This window comes from Rhodobacter sp. P1_C2 (assembly GCF_056406375.1).
Map to the genome: position 1 here is coordinate 324449 of NZ_JBFUAG010000004.1, position 24512 is coordinate 348960.

The following is a 24512-nucleotide window of genomic DNA, read 5'->3' on the forward strand; positions in this document are numbered from 1 at the left end:
CCAGACTTGAAGGGTCACCGCCAGGACCAGCGGCGCATCTCCTTGAAAAGCCAGATGGCGAGCCAGACCGACAGGACGAGCGCGGTGATGGCAAGCCAATGGTAGCCCGGATGAAACACCGGCGACGCCGGCCCGCCGCCGGTCGGCACATCCAGTGACAGAACGCCAAGGCCAAGCCAGCCGCAGATCACCGGCGCCATCTGGCGGAACTTTCCGTGCCGAAGCTTCAGGTAAAGGTAGGCAAGCCCGATGGCGGCAACCCCGTGCAGCAGCAGGACCTCGATCTGATCCGCCTGATTCGATGTGCGCAAATGGGTGGGGCCCAGATGGGTCAGAACCATCAGCCCCAGAAACAGCCCATAGCGGCCCGGACCATGGGTGAAGAGCGAATCCAGCGTGCTTTCAAAGCGGCTCCGGCGGCGCGGAGGGGCGGCGGTCGGTGGCACCGGAGCGGGGAAGGCGCGGCTGGCCATGATTTCCAGAAGCTCGTAATCGTTGCCGAAATCGCGGCTGAAGGCGGCGTAATCGCTGAGCCAGCCATAGCGCAGATCCAGCCAATAGATCAGCGGGCCGTCGAGCGAGACGGGCAGGTTGCGCTCGGACAGGCCGGGTTGGCTGGCCTGACGGATCGCCTGCGCCACGGCCCGCCGCAGGGCCTCGGCATTCTGCGGGGCGAGGGAGAGCTGGTCGCCGAGCACCGTCTTCACCCGCTCCGCCAGGGTCGTGCCCGGCTTCGACGGGTGCAAAAGCGCCAGCAGGGCCGCGGATTGGGCCAGGTCGGCGTCGGTCAGATCTGGTTCGGGTGGGTCAGGCTGGGTCGGCTCTGGCTGGGCCAGGTCCTGTTGCGGCGCGACCGGGGCGGGGGCCGGGGGCGCGGATTTCGGGGTCAGGCTCTCCCTCAGGTCCAGCGCCACGGCATAGGCCTCGCGCAGCGCGTCGAAGCGGGCGATCTCGGTCTTCTGGTCGATCTGCTTCAGCTGGCGGGCATAGGCGCGGCGGATCTCTTTCGGGTCTTGCGGCGCCTCCTGCAGCCCCAGAAGCGACCAGGGCCATTCCCCCTCAGCGGACATGATCGGCCTCATAGGCATCGAGATCGGCGTGGAGCCTGTCGCGCAAGCTGGCGAGGGCCTGCTTGTCCTGCGCCTCGATCGCGGTGTCCAGCTGCAGCAGAAGCCCGGTCACCCAGTCGCGCGCCGGGCCGCGGGCATTGGCATAGGTGGCCTCGATCCGCGCGCGCAGATGGATGTTCGCCGCCTCGTCGCGGGGATGCACCTTGAGGCGGGCCATCTTGGCCACGGCCTCGGATATCTCGGCGGCGGACATCTCTCCGGCCAGTTCGGTCACCACCAGCCGCGCCTGATGGCCGGTGGACATGACCTTCACCTCAACCTCCAGCAGGCCCGAGACATCATAGGTGAAGCGGACCATGATCGATTCGTGTTCGGCCAGGTTGCGCGGCACCGGCACCTCGATCTGCCCCAGGCTGAGGTTGTGCGCGACGAGCGGCGCCTCGCCCTGATAGATGCCGAGGCGGATGTTCTCCTGCCCCAGATACGCCGTCGAAAACATCATCTCGCGTGAGGTCGGGATGACCGCGTTGCGCTCGATGATGGGAGAGTAATAGCCGCCGCGCACCACGCCGCCGATCCGATGGCTGATGTCGACGCCGAGGGTGAAGGCGGAAACATCGGTCATCACCACATCGCCGAGGGCGGCATCCTCGGCCACCAGCGCCGCCTGCACCGCAGCGCCAAGCGCCACCACATGGTCGGGGTCCAGCGTCATGGTCGGGAACTGCCGCAGGCGCCGCGCCGCCAGCGCCCGCGCCGCCCCCATCCGCGAGGCGCCGCCCACCAGCACGACGCGGTCGATCTCTTCCGCCCCAAGCCCCGCATCGGTCAGCGCCCGCTCCAAGGGCGCGTTGAGCCGGGTGACCAGGGGCGCCGTCACCGTCTCGAACCGCTCGCGCGTCAGGTCCAGCGCCAGGGCCTTGCCCTGCACCTCGGCCTCGATCCGGACCGAGGTTGCCTCGGTCAGGCCGCGCTTGGCCGTCTCGGCCAGATGCAGAAGCTGGGGCCGCAGGGCGGGATCGTTGAAGTCGAGCGCCGATTGGCTGGCGATGTATTTTGCCAGGCTCTCGGTGAAATCCTCGCCGCCCAGAAAGGCGTCGCCGGCGCTGGCCTTCACCTCGATCACGCCTTCGAAAAGGTCGAGGACCGAGACATCGAAAGTGCCGCCGCCCAGATCAAAGACGAGGATCTTGGCCTCGTCCCTTTCGTGCAAGCCATAGGCGAGCGCGGCGGCGGTGGGTTCGTTGATCAGCCGTGTGACGTTCAGCCCGGCGATCTGGCCCGCGCTGCGCACCGCCTTGCGCTGCAGCTCGTTGAAATAGGCCGGGACCGAGATTACCACGTCGCGGACGACGCAGCCCAGATGCGCCTCGGCATCCTGTTTCAGGCTTTGCAGAATCATCGCCGAAAGCTCGGGCGCGCCATAATCCGTGCCGCCCAGACGATAGCGCCGGTCGGTGCCCATGGCGCGCTTGAAGACCGAGGCCGCGCGTTCGGGATGGGCCAGCGCCACCTCGCGCGCGGCGCGGCCGGTCAGGAGATGGCCCTCGTGCAGGGCCACGACCGAGGGGGTCAGCACCTCGCCCAGGGCATTGGGGATCAGTTCCGGCGCGCCATTGCGGAAGACGGCGATCAGCGAATGGGTGGTGCCAAGGTCAATGCCGAACTGCAAAACGGGGCCTCATCAAGGATTTCGACCATGGAACACGCCGCCTTGGCGCCGGACAAGCCGGAAGTGGCGCGGGCCTTCAAAAAGTCCCGCGGCGCCCGTGATTCCTCGGGATACGCGGTTGACTCTGCCGTCGTGATGGGTAAAAGGCGGGCTCAAGGATTTTGCGGGGCGGCGTGCGCTTCCCCGATGCAGGAGAGATGACTATGGCCAAACCGGCGACGATCAAGATCCGTCTGAACTCGACGGCTGGCACCGGGCACTTCTACGTGACGAAGAAGAACGCCCGGACCATGACCGAAAAGATGACGGTCAACAAGTATGACCCCGTCAAGCGGGAGCATGTCGAATACAAGGAAGGCAAGATCAAGTAAGATCTGCCAACCGGATGTACGGTCAAGCCGCGCCCCTTCGGGCGCGGTTTTGCTTTTGGAGGTCTGCCGATGGAACGAAATCACCGCGAGGAGCACTATATCGCCCGGGTCGGCTGGCTCAGGGCGGCGGTGCTGGGGGCGAATGACGGAATCATCTCCACCGCCTCCTTGATCATGGGGGTGGCCGCCGCCTCGGGGCGGGCCGAGGTCATGGTGGCCGGCGCGGCGGGGCTTGCCGCCGGGGCGCTGGCGATGGCGGCGGGGGAATATGTCTCGGTCTCCTCGCAGGCCGATACCGAGGGCGCCGATATCGCGCGCGAGCGGGCCGAGATCGCCGCCGATCCGGAGGAGGAACTCCGTGCCCTGGCCGGGATTTACGCGGATCGCGGGCTGGAGCCGGCCCTCGCCCTGCAGGTGGCCACCGCGCTGCATGCCAAGGACCCGCTGGCCGCCCATGTCCGCGATGAACTTGGCCTTTTCGCGCATAACGAGGCCAACCCGCTGGTCGCCGCTGCAGCCTCTGCCGCGACCTTTGCCACCGGGGCGGCCCTGCCGCTGGCCGCGGCGGCGCTGGTGCCCGAGGCGCAGATCACCCTTTGGGTCACCGTGCTGTCCTTGGCCTTCCTCGCGTTGCTGGGGGCGGTTGGTGCGCGGGCCGGCGGCTCTTCGATGCTGCGCGGGGTGTTGCGGGTGACCTTCTGGGGGGCGGTTGCGATGGGGGTGACGGCCATGGTCGGCAAGATCTTCGGCGCGGTGGTCTGAGCCTAAGCAAAAGGGCCGGGGAGATCCCCGGCCCTTTGTCTTCATATCCGTCCGGTCAGGTCAGCGGCGATCGCCCATGAACTGCAGCAGGAAGGTGAACATGTTGATGAAGTCGAGGTAGAGCTGCAGCGCGCCCATGATTGCGGACTTGGCCATCCACTCTTCATTGCCGGCGCGGGCATTGGCGATGTAGTTGCCCTTGATGGTCTGCGTGTCATAGGCGGTCAGGCCGGCAAACAGCAGCACCCCGATCACCGAGATGGCGAACTGCAGGGCCGAGGATTGCAGGAAGATGTTGATCAGCATCGCAACCACGATCCCGATCACGCCCATCATCAGGAAAGAGCCCATGCCCGACAGGTTCCGCTTGGTCGTATAGCCGTAAAGGCTCAGACCCGCGAAGGCGGCGGCGGTGGCCAGGAAGGTCGAGGCGATCGAGGCCCCGGTGTAGACGGCGAAGATGAAGGACAGCGACAGGCCCATCGCGGCGGCATAGACGTAGAAGAACAGCTGGGCAGCGCCCACCGACAGACGCGGCAGCAGCGCACCGAAGGCCATCACCATCACCAGGGGCAGGAAGGTCACGATCCAGCCGAGGATGTTGAGGTGGTAGGTCACCGGGTTGATGAAGGCCTGCAGCAGGGCGGGCGTGGTGCCCACGGCCCAGCTGACCGCTGCCGTCACCAGCATGCCCACGGACATCGTGCCGTAGACCTTTGTCATATGCGCGCGCAGGCCCTCGTCGATGGCAAGGCCGGCGGTGGCGCCGATAGTACGCGTCTGAAAGTCAGCCATGAAAGCCTCCGTTGTCTGGCAGGCCGGTTTTCGCCCGGCACTTGCAAGGAATATCGGCATTGCGGGCCGCCAGTTCAAGGATTTCATGGAACAAAAGCCGTCTTCGCGGCTTTTTGATCCCGCAGACCTCGTCAGTCGCGCTTCAGCCAGCCCGAAGGGGCGTCCCAAAGCGGGCGCAGCGCCTCTTTGCGGGCCTGATCGGGGGTGAGGCCGATGTCGCAGAGCAGATGCGCGTCCAGCGCGCTGAGGTCGCGCCGGGTCTTGCGCAGGGTGAAGGCGCGGTGCAGGGCGCCGATCAGGCGATGCAGGGACAGGGGGGCTGCGCGGCGCGCCGGCAGGGACAGCGGGGCAGGGGAGCGCGACATGGTCTGGCCTTTCATAACGGTTTGTGATGTGATTCCACGGGGCATCATCGGACTTGATCCTTGTCGCATGATCTGGCACAACACGAAAATGAATGATTGTGGCTCTATGTATCAGGAATTGTGATATGGCGCGCAACCTCGACCTGACGGCCCTGCGGTCCTTCGTGGCCATCGCCGATGCGGGCGGTGTCACCCGGGCGGCAGGCTTTCTGAACCTGACGCAATCGGCGGTCTCGATGCAGATCCGCCGGCTGGAGGACAGCCTCGGCGTCGAACTGCTCGACCGTTCGGCGCGCAAGGTGGTGCCGACGGCGGCGGGCGAGCACATGCTCAGCTATGCCCGGCGGATGCTGTCGCTCAATGACGAGATCTACGGTCTGCTGACCAAGGCGCAGTTCGAGGGCGAGCTGACGCTGGGCGTGCCGCATGACATCGTCTATCCGGCGATCCCGCAGGTGCTGCAACGCTTCGCGCTCGACTTTCCCAAGGTGAAGGTGCGGCTTCTGTCCTCCTTCACCCGGGTGCTGAAGACGCAATTCGCGCGCGGCGAATGCGATCTGATCGTGACCACCGAAGACGGCGTCGATCCCGAGGGCGAGACGCTGGCCGAGCTGCAGCTGATCTGGGTCGGCGCGCCGGGCGGGCAGGCCTGGCGGCAAAGGCCGCTGCCGCTCGCCTATGAACAGCGCTGCATCTTCCGGCAGGGCGTGCAGGAAAGGCTGGATGCGGCCGGCGTGCCCTGGGTGCTGGCCGTGGACAGCGACAACACCCGCACCGTCGAGGCCACGGTCAGCGCCGACCTCGCCGTGCACACGGTTCTGGAAGGCTCCGAACCCCGCCATGTGGAGCGGATCAACCACGGCGGCAGCCTTCCCGACCTCGCAAGGATGAAGATCAACCTCTATGCCGCGACCGCCGTGCGCAACCCGGCGCTGGCCGCCCTGACCGGTCTGATCCGCACCGCCTATGGCGGAAAAGTGCCGCGCCAGCTTGAAACCGAGGGCGTCGCGGCGCTTTAGAGGCCCGGCATCACGGAGACGTGACACGTTTGGGTTGTGCGGTTTTCGGCGCCCGGCACGGAGGCAAATCGAGGGGTGCAGGTTGTCGCCGTCAAAAAGCCGTTAAATCGCCCGAACTTCTGGGGCGAAGCGGCGCAATCTGGCAGGCGAAGCCGCTCAATCCGCAGGGAAATTGCATTTTGCGACAGAATGTCGCGCAAACTTTTGCAAAATGCAAAGCTTTTTGCGAAACCCGTATAGCGCGAGTTATGCCCCGCGAAAAACCGCTACCGGCGATTTAGACATGTTGGCGTTGTATTCTTGTTCGTTTGTATAATTGAAACTGACTAAAGGATAGTTTCTTTGGTCTACATACGACTTTTCCATTTTTTTCGCGACACTCAAAAACTTTGGCACACTTCTTGCTTGTAAGAGGGTGGGGACGGTACCACGTGTTAGGAGATTACGATGAAGCACCCGGTTGATGCACATGTCGGCAAGCGTATACGCCATCGGCGCTGGATGGTGGGGATGACCCAACAACAGCTGGCCGAAAAGGTTGGGATCAAATTCCAGCAAGTCCAAAAATATGAAACCGGGATGAACCGGGTCTCTGCCTCGCGTCTTTGGGATATTGCTGACACGCTGGGTGTGTCGATCAGCTTCTTCTTCGAAGGCCTCGCAGGTGGGGAAGCCCCGGCCAGCGCCGACATGATGGGCGACAAGGAAGCCGCGGAACTCGTGCGCTCCTATTACGCCATTCCCGAAGCGCAGCGCCGTCGCCTGTTCGATCTGGCCCGGGTTCTGTCCGAGGCTGCTTGACCAAAGCCCGGCCCCCCTGTAGCGCCAGAGGCGTCAGACAGGAGGGCTCCATGGCCGAGATCAGCCGCGCACTTGCAACCGAACTGATGGACGTGGCCGATGCGCTGGCCGATGCGGCGCGTGCGGCCACGCTGCTGCATTTTCGCAGCGAGGGTCTGGCGGCCGATAACAAGGAAGCCAGCCATTTCGACCCGGTGACGGTGGCCGATCGCCTGTCCGAACAGAAGATGCGCGAGATCCTGGCGCAGCGCCGCCCGGATGACGGCATCCTGGGCGAGGAATATGGCACCTCGGCCGGCACCTCGGGGCTGACCTGGGTGCTTGACCCGATCGACGGCACCCGCAGCTACCTGTCGGGCACCCCGACCTGGGGCGTGCTGATCGCGGTCTCCGACGCCAGGGGGCCGATCTATGGCCTGATCGATCAGCCCTTCATCGGCGAACGCTTCCGCGGCGGCTTTGGCCGCGCCGAGGTGGATGGGCCGCAGGGCCACCGGCTGCTCAAGACCCGCCCGGCCCGCCCCCTGTCGCAGGCCATCCTCTTCACCACCTTTCCCGAAGTCGGCACGCCCGCCGAAGGGGCGGCCTTCAACCGCGTCAAGGCTCAGGCGAGGCTGACCCGCTATGGCACCGACTGCTACGCCTATGCCCTGATCGCCGCCGGCCAGATCGACCTGGTGATCGAGGCGGGCCTCAAGGCCTATGACGTGCAGGGCCCGATCGCGGTGATCGAGGCGGCGGGCGGCATCGTCACCGACTGGCAGGGCAATCCCTGCCCGATGGGCGGCCAGATCCTCGCCGCCGCCAATGCCGGGATTCACGCCGAGGCGATGGCGCTCCTCAACAGCTGAGGCTTTTTCCCAATCAAGGGCTTGATTCGCGCACGGTTTCGGATAAATCACCCCTGCGCGAGTCCTTGCCCCTTCTGTCGCGCCCCGGACCCAGCACCGAAGGGGGTGAAGGGGTCCGCATGTCCAGAATTTCCGCCGAAGTCCTGATCCGTCAGGCCGATACCATCGTGACGATGGACGAAACCCGCCGCGAATTGCACGGCGCGGATATCCTGTTGCGCGATGGCAGGGTGGTGGCGCTGGGGCAGGGCCTGACGACCGCGGGCCGCGTGGTCGAGGCAAAGGGCTGCATCGTCACCCCCGGCCTCGTGAACACCCACCACCATCTCTACCAAAGCCTGACCCGCGCCGTCCCGGGCGGTCAGGATGCGCTGCTGTTCGGCTGGCTGAAGACGCTCTACCCGATCTGGGCGCGCTTCGGCCCGGAGGAGATCTTCACCTCCACCCAGGTCGGGCTGGCCGAACTCGCGCTGTCGGGCTGCACCCTGACTTCGGACCACCTTTACCTCTTTCCCAACGGGGCGCGGCTGGACGATTCCATCGCCGCCGCGGCCGAGGTCGGCCTGCGCTTCCACCCGACCCGAGGTGCTATGAGCATCGGCGAAAGCCTGGGCGGCTTGCCGCCGGATGCGCTGGTGGAAACCGAGGCCGCGATCCTCGAAGACATGATCCGCCTCGTCGACCGCCACCACGATGCCGCCGAAGGCGCGCTGCTGCGGGTTGGCCTCGCCCCCTGTTCGCCCTTCTCGGTCAGCCGGGATCTGATGCGCGACACTGCCCTGCTCGCCCGCGACAAGGGGGTGATGCTGCACACCCATCTGGCCGAAAATGACGAGGATATCGCCTATTCGCTGGCCAAGTTCGGCTGCCGCCCCGGGCAATATGCCGAAGAGCTCGGCTGGACCGGCCCCGATGTCTGGCATGCGCATTGCGTCAAGCTCGACCCCTCCGAGATCGCGCTCTTCGCCCGCAGCGGCACCGGCGTCGCCCATTGCCCCTGTTCCAACTGCCGCCTCGGCTCGGGCATAGCGCCGGTTCGTGCGATGCGCGATGCCGGGGTCAAGGTCGGCCTCGGCGTCGATGGCTCCGCCAGCAATGACGCGGGCAACCTCGTGGCCGAGGCGCGGCAGGCGATGCTTCTGCAACGCGTGATGCGCGGCGCCGACGCGATGAGCGCGCGCGAGGCGCTGGAGATTGCCACCCTCGGCGGCGCCAGGGTGCTCGGCCGCCCGGATTGCGGCGCGCTGGCGCCGGGGATGCGGGCGGATCTGGCGATCTGGGACGTCTCGGGCGTTGAAAGCGCCGGCTCCTGGGACCCCGCGGCACTCCTCCTCGCCGGGCCGACCCGGGTGCGCGATCTCTTCGTCGAAGGTCGGCAGATCGTCGGCTCCGGCCAGATGCTCACCCTCGATCTGCCCCGGGTGATCGAAAGGCAAAACCATCTGGCCCGCCGCCTGATGGCATGATAAGCCGCCCCATGCGCCATAATTTCGAAGCCCAACGCCGCGAGACCTTCAACACCTTTCGGGACATGCCCAAGGGTATGAAGAAGCTGCCCGAACGGGCCGATGTCGATTTCCTCTTCTACCCCGAGGAACACGACGCCAATTACCCCGCCGTGATGAAGGCGCTTGCCGCCAAGGGCTTCCGCTGCAGCCGGGATGAGGAGCTTGTCGTGGCCACCGTTTCGCAGATCCCGATCACGCCCGAGGCGATCTGGACCCATGAACGCGTCGCCACCGAAGTCGCCCTCGCCTTCGACTTCTACCCCGACGGCTGGGACCTCGGCCTCGACGCCTGACCCCGCGCGCGACCGGCTGAACCTTCCCCCCCGCACCCCCCTTCATCGGTCCCCAAATATCCCACGGGAGGTCCGGAGGGTGTGAAACCCTCCGGCGCCGGCCTCAGGCGCGCGGCTTGCCCGCGATCCAGACCGCCCGCACCGCGCGGTCATCCCCCATCATGATGGTCGGGAAGACCGCCTGCCAGAGATCCTCCGCCCGCCGCGTGGCTTGTGCGATGGCCGGGGTCGAGGCGAGGTCGATCACCACGAGGTCAGCCTCCATACCCGGTGCTATATTGCCGATCTGATGCTCCGCCCGCAAAGCCCGGGCCGAGCCTTGCGTCGCCAGCCACCACAGTTGCGACGGGTGCAGCGCCTGGCCGCGCAGTTGCGCCACCTCATAGGCCGCAGCCATCGTCCGCAGCATCGAAAACGACGATCCCCCGCCGGTGTCGGTGGCCAGCCCCACCCGCAAAGCCTTGGCCAGGCCCATGTCGAAGAGGCCCGATCCGATGAAGGTGTTCGAGGTCGGGCAATGCACGAGGCTCGCCCCCGCCTCGGCCAGCCGCGCCTTCTCGCGCGCGGTCAGGTGGATCGCATGGCCATAGACCGCGCCTTCGCGCAGAAGGCCCTGCGCCTCGTAGGTGTCGAGGTAGTCGCGCGATTGCGGGAACAGTTCCTTGACCCAGGCAATCTCGTCGGTCTGTTCGGAAAGATGCGTCTGCATCAGGCAATCGGGATATTCCCGCCAGAGCGCGCCCATCGCCGCCAGCTGTTCCGGCGTCGAGGTCGGCGAGAATCGCGGCGTGATCACATAGGACAGCCGCTCCACCCCGTGCCACTTCTGCAAAAGCCGCTTGCTGTCGTCATAGGCGCTTTGCGCCGTGTCGCGCAGCCCCTCGGGCGCGTTGCGGTCCATGCAGGTCTTGCCGGTATAGGCCCGCAATCCCCGCGCCTTTGCCCCTTCGAAGAAGGCATCGACCGAACCGGGATGGATCGTCGCATAGGAACACATCGAGGTCGTGCCATGCGCCAGCGCCAGGTCGAAGTAACGCTCGGCCACCTCCGTCGCATAGGAGGGATCGGCAAAGCGCATCTCCTCGGGGAAGGTGTAGAGGTTCAGCCAGTCGATCAGCCTTTTGCCCCAGGAGGCGATCATCGCCGTCTGCGGGTAATGCACATGGGCGTCGATGAACCCGGCCGAGATGAGGCAGGTGCCATAATCGGTGACCTGCGCCTGCGGATGCGCCGCCCGCAGCGCGGCGGCAGAGCCGAGCGCGCGGATCTTGCCGCCCTCGACCAGCACGGCCTCATGCAGGCGGACCACATCCTCCGCCACAAAGGGGTCGCCCGAATAGGACAGCACCCGCCCCAACAGCAAATCGGCCATATCTCACCTCTTTTTCCGCCATTGAGACTAATCCCTTCCGCCTGCGGGGTAAATTTCGCATCGCCTCTGTTTTGCTGAAACAGCTTTCGCTAAGGTCGGCGCAATCACGGCGGGGGCGGAATGGCGGATATAGAGGCAGAGCAGGACGAAGAAGGCCTCGACCCGCGCCGCGTTGCCGCCGTGCTCGATGCGCTGCGCGAGGAAAACCCCGAGGCGCTGCTGGCCCTTCTGGGCGAAATGCACCCCGCCGATGTCGCCGACCTGCTGGAGCAGATCGATGCCGCCCCGCGCGAGGCGTTGCTGCACCTGGTGCCGCAGGTCATCGACGGCGAGGTTCTGTCCGAGCTGGACGAAAGCATCCGCGAAGAGGTCATCGCCGCCCTGCCGGAAAAGACCCTCACCGACGCGGTGCGCGAGCTCGATTCCGACGATGTGGTCGATATCATCGAGGATCTGGATGCGCCGGGGCGCGGCGTCGTCCTTGCGGCGCTGGATGCGGTGGACCGGGTCGCGGTCGAAAGATCGCTGTCCTACCCGGAATATTCCGCCGGCCGCTTGATGCAGCGCGAGGTGGTGGCGGTGCCCGAACATTGGACCGTGGGCGACGCCATCGACCATCTGCGCAGCGCCGCGAGCCTGCCCGACCAGTTCTACCACGTCCTTCTGACCGATCCGCGGATGCGCCCGACCGGCTATGTCACCTTGGGGCGGCTCTTGTCCTCCAACCGCGCGGTGCGGCTGAAGGACATTCTCGAGGACAGTTTCCGCACCATCGAACCCACGATGCCCGAGGGCGACGTGGCCTATCTGTTCAACCAGTATCACCTGATCTCCTGCCCGGTGGTCGATGAGGGCGGGCGGCTGATCGGGGTGATCACCATCGACGACGCCATGGCCGTGCTGGACGAGGAACATGGCGAGGACATGCTGCGCCTTGCCGGGGTGGGCGAGGACAGTGCCATGTCCGACGGCCCCCTCGCCACGGTCCGGCAAAGGCTGCCCTGGCTGGTGGTCAATCTTTTCACCGCCTCGATCTCGGCCTTCGTGATCTCGCGGTTCGAAGGGACGATCGCGGCGATTGTCAGCCTGGCGGCGGTGATGCCGATCGTCGCCTCCACCGGCGGGATCGGCGGCACGCAGTCGCTGGCGGTCTCGGTGCGGGCGCTGGCGACTCGCGACCTCACCTCGGCCAATGCGGCGCGGGTGGTGCGGCGCGAGCTGATGGCGGGCTTGCTCAACGGGTTGGGACTGGCGCTGATCCTCGGGCTCGGCGGCGCGCTGGTCTATGGCGAGCCGCGGCTGGGCTTCGTTCTGGGGCTGGCGATGATCGTCAACCAGATCGTGGCCGCGCTGGGCGGGGTTCTGGTGCCCCTGACGCTGGAACGGGCCGGGCTGGACCCGGCGCTCGCCTCGGGCACCTTTGTCACGACCTTGACGGATGTGATGGGATATCTGGCCTTTCTGGGCCTAGCCACGGTGTTGATGACATGAACGACATGAATGACATGAAGGCGCTGGCCCGCAAGATGGCCTTTGCCAGCCGCAAATCCGCCTTCGCCGCGGGGCAGGGCCAGGCGGCAGAGATCCTCGCCGATCTGCTGGCTGCCCATGCCGGCAAGACGCTGTCGGGCTATATGCCGATGCGGACCGAGATCGACCCCTTGCCCGCCATGGCGCGGCATCAGGGGCCGGTGGGGGTGCCGGTCATCCTCGCCAAGGCCACGCCGCTGAAGTTCCGCGAATGGGGGCCCGGGGTGGCGATGGTCGAGGGCGAGTTCGGCGCCTTCATCCCCGCCGAAGGCGCCTGGGTGGAGCCTGAGGTGGTGATCGTGCCGCTGCTGGCCTTTGACGCGCGGGGCTATCGCCTCGGCTATGGCGGCGGCTTTTACGACCGCACCCTGCAGGGCCTGCGGTCGCGCCGCCCGACGCTCGCCATCGGCTATGCCTTTGCCGCGCAAGAGGTGGACGAGGTGCCGATCGACGATTTCGACCAGCGCCTTGACGCCGTGGTGACGGAAGAGGGGGTCAGGTTCTTTGCCTGACCCCGCATCCTAGCGCGCGATTTCCTCGTCGCGCACGAACATGTTGGCCCAGGCGCGGTCGATCAGGTCGGGCGTCATCTGATAGGGGATATTCTCGAACTCGCAGATCGCGATCATCTGGTCGATCAGGAAGACCGGCTGATAATTGGCGAAATTGTTGTCGATGGTCGGGTATTTCACCTTCAGCAGATGCAGCAGCGCGCCCTCGTCCAAGGGCATCTTCTTCTTGCGCGCGACCATGGCGAAGATCTTCAGGAAATTGTCCTGGTTCGGGCCTTCCACCTTGATCTTGAAGAAGATCCGGCGGAGCGCCGCGCCGTCGAAGATCGCGTTCGGGTGGAAGTTGGTGGAGAAGATCACCAGCGTGTCGAAGGGCACGGTGAACTTCTCGCCCGATTGCAGCGCCAGGATGTCGCGGTTTTCTTCCAGCGGCACGATCCAGCGGTTGACCAGCTTTTGCGGCGGTTCCGACTGGCGGCCAAGGTCGTCGACGATGAAGATGCCGCCCGAGGATTTCAGCTGCAGGGGCGCCTGATAGGTCCGCGCCACCGGGTTGTACTTCAGGTCCAACATGTCGAGCGTCAATTCGCCCCCGGTCACCACCGAGGGCCGCTCGCAATAGACATAGCGGTTGTCAAAACGGTTGGCGGTGCGGCGGAGTGCTGTCGGATCCTCCACCACCTCTTCGGCCTTGGAATGCACGATCGGGTCATAGACGGTAATCACCTGGCCGGAATATTCGATGGCGCGGGGGATATAGATCCGGTCGCCCAGGGCGGCCCGGATGCCGTTCGAGATTGAGGATTTGCCGTTGCCGGGCGGGCCATACATCAGGATCGACCGGCCCGAGGTCACGGCAGGCCCGAGGTTGCCGATCAGGTCATCGGGCAGGATCAGATGGCCCATGCCCCGCATCAGCTCGGTCCGGGTCAGCTTCATGTTGCGGACCGACTGGCGCTTCATCTGCTCGCCGTAAGAGGCCAGCGGCACCGGCATGGCGCCGTAATATTCCGACTGGCTGAGGGCATCCAGCGCCCGCGACTTGCCGGCATCGGTCAGCTGATAGCCCATCTCGTTGCCCGAGGTGGCGTGCAGCGTCCCTGTCGCCTCCAGCAGGCGCTGACTGCGGGCCTGATCGACCAGTTCCTGGGTCAGCTGCACCGGCAGGCAGATCACGCGGGCCAGCACCGTCACCAGGTCCAGGTTCATCCGGAACATGGTTTTCAAGAGGATATCCCGCATCATCACCGGCGAGATCCCGACCTCGACCAGCGATTTCGGCGGCAGGGGGGGCAGAACACCGGGCGGGGTGACTTGAAGGTTCATCGCGGGGCCTCGTTTGTCAGAGTCTCGGTGGCCTGCGCAAACAGGCCGGGTCAAACGATCAGATGAACCGGAAAAGGGGCAAAATTAGGGGGAGGATCAGGTAGAAGTTCAGCATTCCCGCCAAAGCGAGGCCCATCGGGAATTTCTGATGCGTCCAGCTTTGCCAATCGGGGGTGGCGCGGCGCATGGCGGGCAGCATCCGCATCACGCGGTGGGTGGCAAAGGCGCCAAGAAGGCAGCCCGCCAGCAGCCCCATGACCAGCCGGTAATCGGCCAGCACGAAGAAGGGCGCCATGGCGGCGCCGAATTTGGAATCACCCGCCCCCATCAACCCGGCGGCATTGGCGATGAACAGGACCACCAGCGCCGCCACCCCGACGCCGAGGCCAAGGGCCCAGATCTTGAAAGGCAGGACCAGGATGCCCAGCACGACATAGACCGCGACGAGGCTCAGCACCGCCTTGTTCGGGATCTTCATCGACTTCATGTCGCTCCAGGCGACCCAGATCCCGATGGCCAGCGTGAAGGGCAGAAAGACCAGCGTTGCAAGCAGCGGCAGCATCAGCCCCCCAATGCGGCAAGGCTGCGCGCGGCTTCTTCGAAATAGACCGGAGAGGTGTCGATGGCGGCGTGCAACAGGCTCTTGCCCTGGGCGGTGTCGCCCTGTTTCACCGCGGCGAGGCCGGCGGTGTAAAGCAGCTTGGCACGCTCCTCCTGGGTCATCTGGACCACGGGCATGTCGTACTTGTGCTGAGCCGCGCGGGCGAGGACGAGGTTGTTCTTGGCGGTGAACATGGTCGGGTCATAGGTCAGGGCCTGGATGAACAGCTTCTCCGCCCCCGGGCCATCGCCGCGCGTCAGCTTGGAGAAGCCCCAGTTGTTGAGCACGCCCTGCGGCTTGGTCGTCATGCCGACCGCGATCGAATAGAAACTGTCGGCCTTCTTCCAGTCTTTCTTGCTGTCGGCCACCAGCGCCTCCAGCCGGTAGCGTTCGAAGGTCTCCACCGTCGGCGGGACCGTGTTCAGCATGGCGGCCGCCTTGTCCCATTCGTTGGACCGGATCAGCACATCGGCCAGCGCCAGCCGGTCGTCATTGGTGCCTTCGGGGCTGGCGATGATCTCGGTCAGAACGCCGGAGGCTTCGGCATAAAGCCCGGCCCGCGCCTCGGACCTTGCGAGGTTGCGCTTGAGGTCAACCCGGTTCGGGGTGACGGCGAGGGCGTTCTTGAAATAGGTCACCGCCTCGGTCGGGTCGGCGACGGTCAGCATGATGTCACTGAGGTTGTTCTGGTCAACCGCCTGCGCCTCGGCCACCGCTTTTGCGGCTTGGCTGCGCGACACGCCGTGCTGGCATGCACTCAAGGCCGCCATGCCCAGAAGGCACAGCACATAAACTCCCGGGTGGCGCATTTTGCGTCCTTTTTGCTGCTCGAACCGAAGCGAGCCCAGGTCTTTCCCCTACAGCTGCGACAGAAGGACGTATTCCCCCTCGCCACGCCGCACCAGATTGAACTTTGGCGGGTCTTCGGCAACGGGGTCAGCATACACGGTGTTCTGGGTCCGGGCGATAGCCATGCGCAGATTCTCGCGGATTTCATCCGATTTGCCACTGTCGAGCTCGAAGGCGGTCTGGAAGATGGCCCGCGCCTCGCCGAAACGGTTCTGCTCCATCAGGACCACGCCCAGATTGTTGATGGCGGGCACGAAGGTCGGCTCGGCCTCGATGGCGCGGCGCAGGATATGTTCGGCTTGGTTGAGGCGCCCGAGCTTCAGATCGGCGCTGCCGACAGCCGAAAGCACGTCCGAGGTCATGCCCTGTTGCGCTGCGGCCCGGTAATAGGCGCTCAGCGCCAGTTCATATTCGCCGGCGGCCATCAGGCGGTGGCCGACCTCCAGCCCATCGACGCCCCGCTTGCTGCCATCCACGGCGGGCGGCGTCGATCCGGTGGAGGACAGCTCGCCCGACAGGTTGCACCCGGCCAGAAAGGGCACGAGCAGAAGTGAGAGGAACCAGCGCAGCGCGACACCCAATGACCCGTCCGGCCAGCGGGGAGGGCGCTGAACTAGCCTCTCCCCATGGTCAGAACCTTTGTGATGCCCATCACCGAAGGACCGATCAGAATGATCATGAGCGGCGGCACCGTGAACATCATTGTGCCAAGGGTCAGCTTCGTGGGCAAGGTGTTCGCTTTCTCTTCCGCCCGCATCACGCGCTTGTCACGCATTTCGGCCGAGTAAACCCGAAGCGCCTCGGCGATCGAGGTGCCGTAGGTGGCCGACTGCACCAGGGTGGTGACGAAGGACGACACATCGGGGATGTTGATCCGCTCGGACATGTCCTTCAGAACCTGCACACGCTCCTTGCCGGCCTTGACCTCGTGGCTGACGATTTCCAGCTCGTCGGCAAGGGCGGGATAGCCGGCGCGGGTTTCCTTGGCCATCCGGTTGATCGACTGGTCAAGCGACTGGCCGGCCTCGACGCAGACCAGCATCAGGTCCAGCGCATCGGGAAAGCCCTGGACGATCTGCTGCTGGCGGGTCTGCAGGCGGCGCTGCACCCAGTATTGCGGCAGGTAATAGCCCGCAGCGCCCGGGAAGATAGTCGCCAGCAGCTTGAACTGGGTCGAAACCTCGGAATGTTGCGAGACGATGATCGTGTAGATCACGCCGCAGACCAGCAGGCCGATCCCCAGCGCGAACTGCGCGAAGTGGAACATCCGCACCGCGTTCTTGTTGGTGTAACCGGCGCGCACCATCTTCAGCCGCGAGGCCGACATCGTCTCGGCATCCTGCGGTTCGAGGAAGGTCGCGAACTTTTCCAGCTTGTCGATCTTGTCGCCCTTGCGCAGGTTCTGACCCTTTTTCTTCGGATCGGACGTGGGGGCGCGCATCGCTTTCAGCTTGTCGAAGGGCTCGGGCTTCTTGCGCAGCATGGTGGGCAGCACCGAGAGGATCAGGATCATCCCCAGAAGCCCGACCAGATAGAGCGGGCCGAGCGGTCCGAACTTGGCCACCAAAGTGTCATTGAGAGAGGAGAGCATCTGCTTAGACCTTGATGTTGACCATGATTTTCATGAAGACGACGTTGACCACCAGGAACACGCCGACGATCAGACAGGCGGGAATGAAGGCGGCGGTGGTTTTCACGTCATCGTAATAATGCGGCTGGATCACGTTGATCATGATCAGGGCGCCGATCGGGAAGGCCGAAAGGAACATGCCCGACCATTTGGCCTCGGCGGTGATCGCCTTGACCCGGCGGAACAGCTTGAAGCGGGCGCGGATCACCTTGGCCAGACCATCGAGGATCTCGGCCAGGTTGCCGCCCGATTGCTGCTGGATGGTGACGGCCACGGCCAGAAAGCGCAGATCCTGGCTGTCGAGCCGTTCGGCAAAGGCTTTCAGGCTTTCGGCCACGTCGCGGCCATAAGAGGCCTCGTCGGCGATGACGCCGAATTCGGTGCCGAGCGGGTCGGCGATTTCCTTGGCCACGTTGCCGATGGCCGAAGAGAAGGGGTGGCCGACGCGCAAGCTGCGCACCATCAGCTCCACCGCGTCGGGCAGCTGTTCCTCCAAGAGGGCCATCCGCTTCTTGGCCTTGTTGTTGATCCAGACATAGACGCCGCCAAAACCCATGGCGAGGGCCACGACGATGCGCACCGGGGCCGCGGCTTCGGTGCCGATGGTCAGGCCCAGGTAGGAAAACACCGACAGGCCGAACATGATGCCGACCAGCGCCTTGGGCGTGAAGGCGATATTGGCGCGCTGCGCCTTGTTGGCCAGGATCGAATATAGCGGGATGCCGCGCGCGTTGACGTGCTGGCTCATCTCCTTGCGGAGCTGTTCCAGCACCTTCTCGCGGTCATGGGTCTTTTCCAGAAGCGCCAGCCGGCGCGACAGGCGGTTGTTCAGGCTGATGCTTTTGCCGAAGACGGTGAGGTACAGGCCCTCGACGAGGAAGACCACCGCGACAAAAATCAGGATGTAGATAAGGGGCGCTGCGCTGATCTGCATGATCTTGCCTTACACGATGGGTTCATAAAGCGAGGCCGGAAGATCGAAGCCCCACTGGCGGAAGCGTTCGGAATAATGGCTGCGCACCCCGGTCGCGTTGAAGCGGCCGATGATCTTGCCATTCGGCTCCACGCCCAGACGTTCGTAACGGAAGACCTCCTGCATCGAGATGACCTCGCCCTCCATGCCGGTGATCTCGGTGATCGAGACCATGCGGCGCGAGCCGTCCTGCAGGCGGCTGGCCTGCACGATCAGGTTGACGGCGGCGGCGATCTGGCTGCGGACGGCCTTCAGCGGCATTTCGATCCCGGCCATGGCGACCATGTTTTCCAGACGGCTGATCCCGTCGCGGGCCGAGTTCGCGTGGATCGTGGTCATCGAGCCATCGTGGCCGGTGTTCATCGCCTGCAGCATGTCGATGACCTCTTCGCCGCGGGTTTCGCCCACGATGATCCGGTCCGGCCGCATCCGCAGCGCGTTCCTCAGGCAATCGCGCTGGGTGACGGCGCCCTTGCCCTCGACGTTCGGCGGTCGGCTTTCCATCCTTCCGACATGGACCTGTTGCAGCTGAAGTTCGGCGGTGTCTTCGATGGTCAGCACGCGTTCGTCATTGTCGATGAAGGAGGACAAAGCGTTCAGCGTCGTGGTCTTCCCCGACCCCGTACCGCCCGACACGATGATGTTCAGACGGCAGGACACGGCGGCCTGCAGATAGGCGGCCATCTCTTCGGTGAAGGCGCCGAACTTGATCAGGTCGTCGATCCGCAGCTTCTCCTTCTTGAATTTCCGGATCGAGACGAGCGAGCCATCCACCGCGACCGGCGGCACCATGCAGTTGAATCGGCTGCCATCGGCCAGACGCGCGTCGCAATAGGGGTTCGATTCGTCGACCCGGCGGCCCACGGCGGACACGATCTTGTCGATGATCCGCAAAAGGTGGCGTTCATCCTTGAAGGTGATGTCGGTCAGTTCCAGCTTGCCCTTGCGTTCGACAAAGATCCGGCGCGGGCCGTTGACCAGAATGTCGTTGACGCTTTCGTCCTTGAGCAGGGGCTCCAGCGGGCCAAGGCCCATGACCTCGTCGTAAAGCTCCTGGTTCAGCTGGGCACGGTCGGCGGCGTTCAGCGACACCGACATCTCGTTCAGCGCTTCGGAGGCGATATCGGCGATCTCGGTCTTGAGGCTGCCTTCGCTGGCGGTTTCCAGCGCGGCAAGGTTGAGGCTGTCCAGAAGCCGCTTGTGCAGCTCGACCTTCAGCTCGCTGATCTTTTCCTTGCGCTTGCGTTCCTTGTCCATCGCGGCCACTTCGGCCGGGTTGGCCGCCGCGATCGACGGGCGCTGGGCATGGGCCGGCTTGGGGGCTGCAACCGGGGCGGGGGCGGCCGCACGGGCCGTGGGCGCACCGGAGCCCACCGCCGCGGTGGCGGGCTTGGCAGCAGCGGAATCAGGTTTCTTGAAGCGCGAGAACATTCATACCCCCCGGGGGATTTCTATTTGCGAGCGGATTCGACGGCCTTGTTCAGCTCGAACAAGGATTTGGCGAGTTTCTGGATTTCCTTGCGCAGCGGATTCTTCGCCGCACTTTCCGACAGCGGCAGGCCGTGGTCATTGGCCTGCGTGACCGGGTTGCCGCCATCGGGCAGTTGCACCTCGATCGCGATGTCCAGGCTTTCTGCCATGCGCTTGACCCGGGACTTCGCCCCGAGATCGGTGAATTTCGGCGCGCGGTTCAGGACATAGCGCAGCTTTTCATGCGGCAGCCCCTCGGCCCGCAGGGCGCGGACAAAGCGCAGCACGTTCTGGGCCGAGCGCAGGTCAAGATCCATCAGCGCGAAATAGACATGCGCCCGGCTCAGCACGGTTTCCGTCCAGGAGACCACGGTTTTCGGCATGTCGATGATGACGAAATCGAAATTCGCCCGGGCCATGTCGATGATGCGGCCGATGTCCTCCGGCCCGATGATGTCCAGGGGCAGCATGTCGGCCGGGGCGGTCAGGACGTGAAGCTTGTCGTTGAAGGTCAGCATGGCCTGCAACAGGGCATCGCTGTCGACCGATTGCGCATCCGACAAAAGCTCGAAGACTGATTCTTTGCGCGGCAGGTCCAGGTAGGTGGCCGCCGAGCCGAACTGGAAATCGAAATCGATCAGGCAGACGCGCGGGGCATCCTTGCCGATCGTGGCCAGTTCCCAGGCGAGGTTGGTGGCAAAGGTCGAGGCGCCAGAGCCGCCGCACATGCCATGCACCGGCAGCACCACGGCGTCGCGGTCGCCCTTGGCCTTGAAGCCGGGCGTCGGCATCTTGGTCTCGGGCGGGGCATCGTGGCCCATCGCCTCGGCCACCAGAACCGGGGTGGAAGAGGGCTTGCGCAGCCGCTCGATCGTCTCGTGCAGCGCGCCTTCCGGCAGCGGATAGGGCACGAAATCATCCGCACCCAGCCGCAACAGCTGATGCAGCGCCATCGGCCCGATCTGGTCGGCGATCAGCACGACCTTGATTCCATGCGATTTTGCTTGTTTGAGGATATCGGCGATGCGGGTCAGATCGGACTCATCCTCGCCATTGACCGCGATCGCCACGAATTCCAGCGACCTGGCATCAGGTTGGTCGAGAAAGACCTGCGCGTCGTCAAAGGACAGATCGCCCCAGCTTTCGCCAAGCTCCACTTCCATGTCTTCGATCAGCACTTCGAAATTCTGCACGTCGCGTGAAATGGTGCACGCAAGGATCGGTGCCGGTTCCGGCTGAAGGTTCGCTACGCTCGTCATTGCCCAGTCCTTCCAAGGTCGCCCCAACTCGAGTGGACCCCCCTTACCCAAAGGACCCCTCCGGAATCGTCGGCGACTCTTGCGGTCGGCACTCGGATCCCATGCTGATGAAGGTGCTGTCAGATGGTGGCGAGATTGGGGCTAAAAAATCGTCAATCTGGGGTATTTCGGGGCCAATCCTGCTTTTGCGGAAGCTTTGGCAACAATCGTGATCGGGGGCGCGGGGCAGGGGCGGCAAGGAAAAGGGCCCCGCGTTGGGGGCCCTGATGCAAGGATGGAGTAAGGGCGCGCGGTCAGTTGCCGCCGCTGCCGCTTCCGCTGCTGCCACCGCCCCCGGTGGCAGAGCCTGCCGAGGTGCCGACCTGGATCTGGGTCGCGCTGGCCACATATTCGCGCATGATGACGGCGGCATATTTGCCGTTCAGCAGGCCCGAATGGCCGCGGGTAAAGCCTGCGACCGTGGTGATGGCGCGGCGGTTGCGCTGTTCGGGGGCCTGGGTCTGCACGACGGGCCGCGTCTCGCCGTAAGAGACCAGCGCCTGCAGGCGGCTGCGCGAGACGCCCTGGCTGACCAGATAGTTGACGACGGTCTGGGCGCGGCGCAGGCCCAGCCCCTTGTTGTAATGCTCCGACCCCACGAGGTCGGTATAGCCATAGACGCTGAAGCGGATCTCGGGGAACTGGCGGATCCAGCCGGCTTGACGGGCCAGGGTGGCGGCGGCCTGTGGCGACAGGTCATAGCGGTTGAAGGCGAAGGTGACGGTGGTGTCGACCTCGTTGGCGAAGCGCTGGCTCAGCAGCTGGCGCGCATCGCCTTCGCCCATCATCGCGGCGGCGTTCATCGTCGTGGCATTGCCATAGCCGCCCTCGCTTGCCCCGGCGGTGCCGGCCTCGCGGTAGAAGGCGGTGGTGTCGCAGGCGGCCAGCGGCAGAAGGGCGAGCGCTGACAGGATCAGCGATTTCTGGATGTTTTTCATCGCCTCACTCCATCGAATAGCCGTAAGAGCCGCTGAAGTCCTGCCGGGCCACTTCGCCCGCACCTCCGCGCTGCTTGCCTGCGGTCTTGCCGAAGAGGAACAGCTCCTGCTCGGTCGGGATCCGGATGCGGTCGGTGGGCAGGGCCAGGGCATCGCCGCGGACCGGGGTCACCAGATGCGGCGTCACGATGATCACCAGTTCAGACTGGTTGCGCTGATAATCGGCGCTGCGGAACAGGGTGCCAAGGATCGGCACATCGCCCAGCCACGGCACCTGACCGTTGAGGTCACGGAAGTCATCCTGCAACAGGCCCGCGATGGCAAAGCTTTCACCGTCGCGCATCTCGACCGTGGTCGAGGTCTCGCGCCGCTTGAAGGCGTTGACCGACAGGCCGTTGGTGGTGATCGAGGTCGTGGTGTCGATCGAGGACACTGCCGCATTGATCTGCAGGTTGATCGTGTCGCCATCCACCACGGTCGGGGTGAAGTTCAGCTCCACACCGAAGGGCTTGTACTCGATCGTGATGGCGCCATTGTCCGATGACACCGGGATCGGATATTCGCCACCCGCGAGGAACTTGGCCTGCTGGCCCGACAGCGCGGTCAGGTTCGGTTCGGCCAGCGTCCGCACGACGCCCTTGGATTCCAGCGCCTCCAGCAGCACGCCGAACTCCAGCGAGCCTGCGGTGAAGCCAAGCCCCAGCGCGCCCTTGGTGCCGGCGCCGACCTGATAGGACCCGTTCGAATTGTTCGCATTGTCCAGCACCGTGCCGGTCGCGCCGATCACGCTGGCATTCTTGCCGCCGCGCACGCCAAGCGAGGAGGACAGGCTTTTGGAGACCGAGCGCTGCATTTCGGCAAAGCGGACCTTCAGCATCACCTGCTGGGTGCCCGAGACCATCATCAGGTTCGACACCTTGTCGGGCGCATAGCGGGTGGCCAGATCCAGCGCGCGGTCCAGCTTGGCGGTGGAGGAGACGGTGCCCGACAGCACGATTCCGTCATTGGCGGTGCGCACCTCGATCGGCTCGCCCGGCAGGATCTGCTGCAGGCGTTCCTTGAATTCCTCGATGTCCGGCGTGACATGCACTTCGACGTTCGAGATGAGCTTGCCGTCCTGGGTCAGCAGCGTCATCGTCGTGCGGCCGGGCGTCTTGCCCAGAACATAGATCGTCTTGTCCGACAGGGTCGAGATATCGGCGATGCCCGGGTTGGCCACCGAAAGCTCGGCAAAGGAGGTGTCGCTTTCGATCACCACCGCGCGGTTCATCGGCACAGAGAGTGGCGCGTTGGCGGAACCCTTCATGATCGTCAGGTTCTGTGCCCGCGCAGGAGCAGGCGCCATTGCCGTACCGGCCAGCGCCAGCCCCAGCAAGCCTGCCATCAAAAGGCCTCGCAACTTCATCGACCTGCCCTCTCAAAATGCCCACGACCGGGTCTTTTTTGCCCGTTTTCTCTTAGCAAAATGCCTCAACTGGCATTTTTAAGCAAGAATCAAAAGCTTGGAGGCCATTCCTTATGTGGATAACCTGCAACAGGGTCGATTTCTTGCCACACTGGCCCTGTGCCTTGCGTAAAAAGCATTGCGGCCCCACGAGATATGGGGCCGCACGCCGATGTTTTAATTTCAGTTGGTGCAGGGGATCGGGGTTTCGACCACGTCGGCGCCCTTGCGCATCTTGATGGTGCAGACTTTCGGCGCCTGCGGGGCGGCTGCGGCCTGTTCGGGCGTGATGCCCAGAAGGCGGTTGCTGTCGACCTCGATCTTGCCGGCCACTGAAGTGTCGGTGGTGCCGACCAGCGCCAGGTTCAGACGGCCGGTCGCCTGGGCCTGGGTCAGGCGGGCGACATCCTCGCGCAGGGCGGCCAGGGTGACGGTGCGCGCCACGGTGTTGGAAGAGCTGGAATTGTCGGATTGCTGATCGACACCGACGACGCGGACGCCGTTTTCGATCAGGCGGGTCATCTCGCCATCGGTGCCGGCTACTGAGCCGGTCCAGTAGACATCGACCCGGTCGCCGACCTGCACGAAGCCCGCAACCCCCGAGGCCACGTCAACCCGCACCGCAAAGGCGGTCTCGCCCTTGCCCAGCATCGAGGTCAGGCCCGCAGGCTTGCCCGGTTCGGTCACATTCTCGGCCAGGATCGGCTCGAATTTCTCGATTTGGCGGCTGATGTAGCGCGGGTCCTTGCCGTCTTCGGGGAAAAGATCCTCGATCTTGGTGAAGACATGCTCGGGCATGGCGCTCTTTTGCCAGTAGATCTGCTGGACGTCGTCCTTTTCCAGGACCTCGCCGTATTTCTTGACCTTGTTGACCACGAAGACCTGAACCAGCGGCCCGGTCTTGGCGCGCAGCTCGCGCTCGTAGTTCAGTTCGGCCTGTGACTGACTGAAGTATTTCTGGGTCATGTAGACCGCAAATCCCGCCAGGGCGAGACCCACGACCAGAACCAGACTGAAAACTGCTCTCATGACTTCACCCCATACGCCCGTTACGCGCCGGGC

Annotated in this window: 25 protein-coding genes; 9 read left to right on the top strand and 16 right to left on the bottom strand. The window is 64.7% G+C overall.

Translation table 11 applies throughout. The features are described from left to right. Positions 1–14 precede the first annotated feature (14 nt). Together AC1DZT_RS08720 and AC1DZT_RS08725 are read right to left on the bottom strand one after the other, a co-directional pair. Positions 15–1070 carry a hypothetical protein gene (locus tag AC1DZT_RS08720; protein ID WP_478006222.1) on the bottom strand — a complete coding sequence of 352 codons (1056 nt, stop codon included), beginning with the start codon at positions 1068–1070 and terminating at the stop codon, positions 15–17. Continuing rightward, positions 1060–2742 (bottom strand): Hsp70 family protein, encoded by a 1683-nt coding sequence (locus AC1DZT_RS08725; RefSeq protein WP_478006223.1) that lies wholly within the window; start codon positions 2740–2742, stop codon positions 1060–1062. The genes AC1DZT_RS08720 and AC1DZT_RS08725 overlap by 11 nt, the downstream gene beginning before the upstream one ends. A 203-nt stretch (positions 2743–2945) precedes the next feature. On the opposite strand from AC1DZT_RS08725, the gene rpmG reads away from it, so the two are divergent. Both rpmG and AC1DZT_RS08735 read left to right on the top strand, forming a co-directional pair. Further along, positions 2946–3113, top strand: coding sequence for a 50S ribosomal protein L33 (rpmG, locus tag AC1DZT_RS08730; protein WP_264492037.1), 168 nt, complete (start codon positions 2946–2948; stop codon positions 3111–3113). 69 nt (positions 3114–3182) lie between these two features. Beyond that, positions 3183–3875, top strand: coding sequence for a VIT1/CCC1 transporter family protein (locus AC1DZT_RS08735; RefSeq protein ID WP_478006224.1), 693 nt, complete (start codon positions 3183–3185; stop codon positions 3873–3875). 60 nt (positions 3876–3935) lie between these two features. On the opposite strand, the gene AC1DZT_RS08740 is transcribed toward AC1DZT_RS08735, so the two are convergent. Next, the gene (locus tag AC1DZT_RS08740) at positions 3936–4670 is read right to left on the bottom strand and encodes a Bax inhibitor-1/YccA family protein (protein ID WP_478006225.1); all 735 of its coding nucleotides are present in this window, start codon (positions 4668–4670) and stop codon (positions 3936–3938) included. 131 nt (positions 4671–4801) lie between these two features. Then, positions 4802–5035: a DUF1127 domain-containing protein gene (locus AC1DZT_RS08745; protein ID WP_478006226.1), complete on the bottom strand. Its 234-nt coding sequence runs from the start codon at positions 5033–5035 to the stop codon at positions 4802–4804. A 125-nt stretch (positions 5036–5160) separates the two neighbouring features. Between AC1DZT_RS08745 and AC1DZT_RS08750 the strand changes: the two genes are divergently transcribed. From AC1DZT_RS08750 to AC1DZT_RS08770, 5 genes are all read left to right on the top strand, one after another. Next, positions 5161–6054 carry a LysR family transcriptional regulator gene (locus AC1DZT_RS08750; RefSeq protein WP_478006227.1) on the top strand — a complete coding sequence of 298 codons (894 nt, stop codon included), beginning with the start codon at positions 5161–5163 and terminating at the stop codon, positions 6052–6054. Between the two features lie 447 nt (positions 6055–6501). After that, positions 6502–6855 (top strand): helix-turn-helix domain-containing protein, encoded by a 354-nt coding sequence (locus AC1DZT_RS08755; protein ID WP_478002938.1) that lies wholly within the window; start codon positions 6502–6504, stop codon positions 6853–6855. A 50-nt stretch (positions 6856–6905) separates the two neighbouring features. Further along, positions 6906–7706 (top strand): inositol monophosphatase family protein, encoded by an 801-nt coding sequence (locus AC1DZT_RS08760; protein ID WP_478006228.1) that lies wholly within the window; start codon positions 6906–6908, stop codon positions 7704–7706. Positions 7707–7825: 119 nt separating this feature from the next. After that, positions 7826–9172, top strand: a complete 1347-nt coding sequence (locus AC1DZT_RS08765; protein WP_478006229.1) for an 8-oxoguanine deaminase — start codon at positions 7826–7828, stop codon at positions 9170–9172. An 11-nt stretch (positions 9173–9183) separates the two neighbouring features. Continuing rightward, positions 9184–9507: a ribonuclease E inhibitor RraB gene (locus AC1DZT_RS08770; protein ID WP_478006230.1), complete on the top strand. Its 324-nt coding sequence runs from the start codon at positions 9184–9186 to the stop codon at positions 9505–9507. A gap of 103 nt (positions 9508–9610) precedes the next feature. Here the strand turns inward: AC1DZT_RS08770 and guaD are convergent, their stop codons facing one another. Beyond that, the gene (gene guaD / locus AC1DZT_RS08775) at positions 9611–10879 is read right to left on the bottom strand and encodes a guanine deaminase (protein WP_478006231.1); all 1269 of its coding nucleotides are present in this window, start codon (positions 10877–10879) and stop codon (positions 9611–9613) included. Between the two features lie 120 nt (positions 10880–10999). Between guaD and mgtE the strand changes: the two genes are divergently transcribed. Together mgtE and AC1DZT_RS08785 are read left to right on the top strand one after the other, a co-directional pair. Beyond that, the gene (gene mgtE / locus AC1DZT_RS08780) at positions 11000–12370 is read left to right on the top strand and encodes a magnesium transporter (protein WP_478006232.1); all 1371 of its coding nucleotides are present in this window, start codon (positions 11000–11002) and stop codon (positions 12368–12370) included. Further along, positions 12367–12921 carry a 5-formyltetrahydrofolate cyclo-ligase gene (locus tag AC1DZT_RS08785; RefSeq protein ID WP_478006233.1) on the top strand — a complete coding sequence of 185 codons (555 nt, stop codon included), beginning with the start codon at positions 12367–12369 and terminating at the stop codon, positions 12919–12921. Before mgtE ends, AC1DZT_RS08785 begins: the two co-directional genes overlap by 4 nt. A 9-nt stretch (positions 12922–12930) precedes the next feature. On the opposite strand, the gene AC1DZT_RS08790 is transcribed toward AC1DZT_RS08785, so the two are convergent. The 11 genes from AC1DZT_RS08790 to cpaB form a co-directional block, all read right to left on the bottom strand. Then, the gene (locus AC1DZT_RS08790; protein WP_478006234.1) at positions 12931–14247 is read right to left on the bottom strand and encodes an ATPase; all 1317 of its coding nucleotides are present in this window, start codon (positions 14245–14247) and stop codon (positions 12931–12933) included. Between the two features lie 58 nt (positions 14248–14305). Further along, positions 14306–14809 carry an A24 family peptidase gene (locus AC1DZT_RS08795; RefSeq protein ID WP_478006235.1) on the bottom strand — a complete coding sequence of 168 codons (504 nt, stop codon included), beginning with the start codon at positions 14807–14809 and terminating at the stop codon, positions 14306–14308. Beyond that, on the bottom strand, positions 14809–15657 hold the full coding sequence (locus tag AC1DZT_RS08800; RefSeq protein ID WP_478006236.1) for a tetratricopeptide repeat protein: 849 nt from the start codon (positions 15655–15657) through the stop codon (positions 14809–14811). The genes AC1DZT_RS08795 and AC1DZT_RS08800 overlap by 1 nt, the downstream gene beginning before the upstream one ends. Before the next feature lie 48 nt (positions 15658–15705). Next, on the bottom strand, positions 15706–16278 hold the full coding sequence (locus AC1DZT_RS08805) for a tetratricopeptide repeat protein (RefSeq protein ID WP_478006237.1): 573 nt from the start codon (positions 16276–16278) through the stop codon (positions 15706–15708). 32 nt (positions 16279–16310) lie between these two features. Further along, positions 16311–17288, bottom strand: a complete 978-nt coding sequence (locus AC1DZT_RS08810; RefSeq protein ID WP_478006238.1) for a type II secretion system F family protein — start codon at positions 17286–17288, stop codon at positions 16311–16313. Between the two features lie 4 nt (positions 17289–17292). Beyond that, the gene (locus AC1DZT_RS08815; protein WP_478006239.1) at positions 17293–18261 is read right to left on the bottom strand and encodes a type II secretion system F family protein; all 969 of its coding nucleotides are present in this window, start codon (positions 18259–18261) and stop codon (positions 17293–17295) included. Positions 18262–18270: 9 nt separating this feature from the next. Further along, on the bottom strand, positions 18271–19731 hold the full coding sequence (locus tag AC1DZT_RS08820; RefSeq protein ID WP_478006240.1) for a CpaF family protein: 1461 nt from the start codon (positions 19729–19731) through the stop codon (positions 18271–18273). 20 nt (positions 19732–19751) lie between these two features. Next, on the bottom strand, positions 19752–21029 hold the full coding sequence (locus AC1DZT_RS08825) for a CpaE/TadZ family protein (RefSeq protein ID WP_478006241.1): 1278 nt from the start codon (positions 21027–21029) through the stop codon (positions 19752–19754). A gap of 293 nt (positions 21030–21322) precedes the next feature. Continuing rightward, positions 21323–22006, bottom strand: coding sequence for an OmpA family protein (locus AC1DZT_RS08830; RefSeq protein ID WP_478006242.1), 684 nt, complete (start codon positions 22004–22006; stop codon positions 21323–21325). Positions 22007–22010: 4 nt separating this feature from the next. Beyond that, the gene (locus AC1DZT_RS08835) at positions 22011–23411 is read right to left on the bottom strand and encodes a type II and III secretion system protein family protein (protein WP_478006243.1); all 1401 of its coding nucleotides are present in this window, start codon (positions 23409–23411) and stop codon (positions 22011–22013) included. A 222-nt stretch (positions 23412–23633) separates the two neighbouring features. Beyond that, positions 23634–24479, bottom strand: coding sequence for a Flp pilus assembly protein CpaB (gene cpaB, locus AC1DZT_RS08840; RefSeq protein ID WP_478006244.1), 846 nt, complete (start codon positions 24477–24479; stop codon positions 23634–23636). Positions 24480–24512 lie beyond the last annotated feature (33 nt).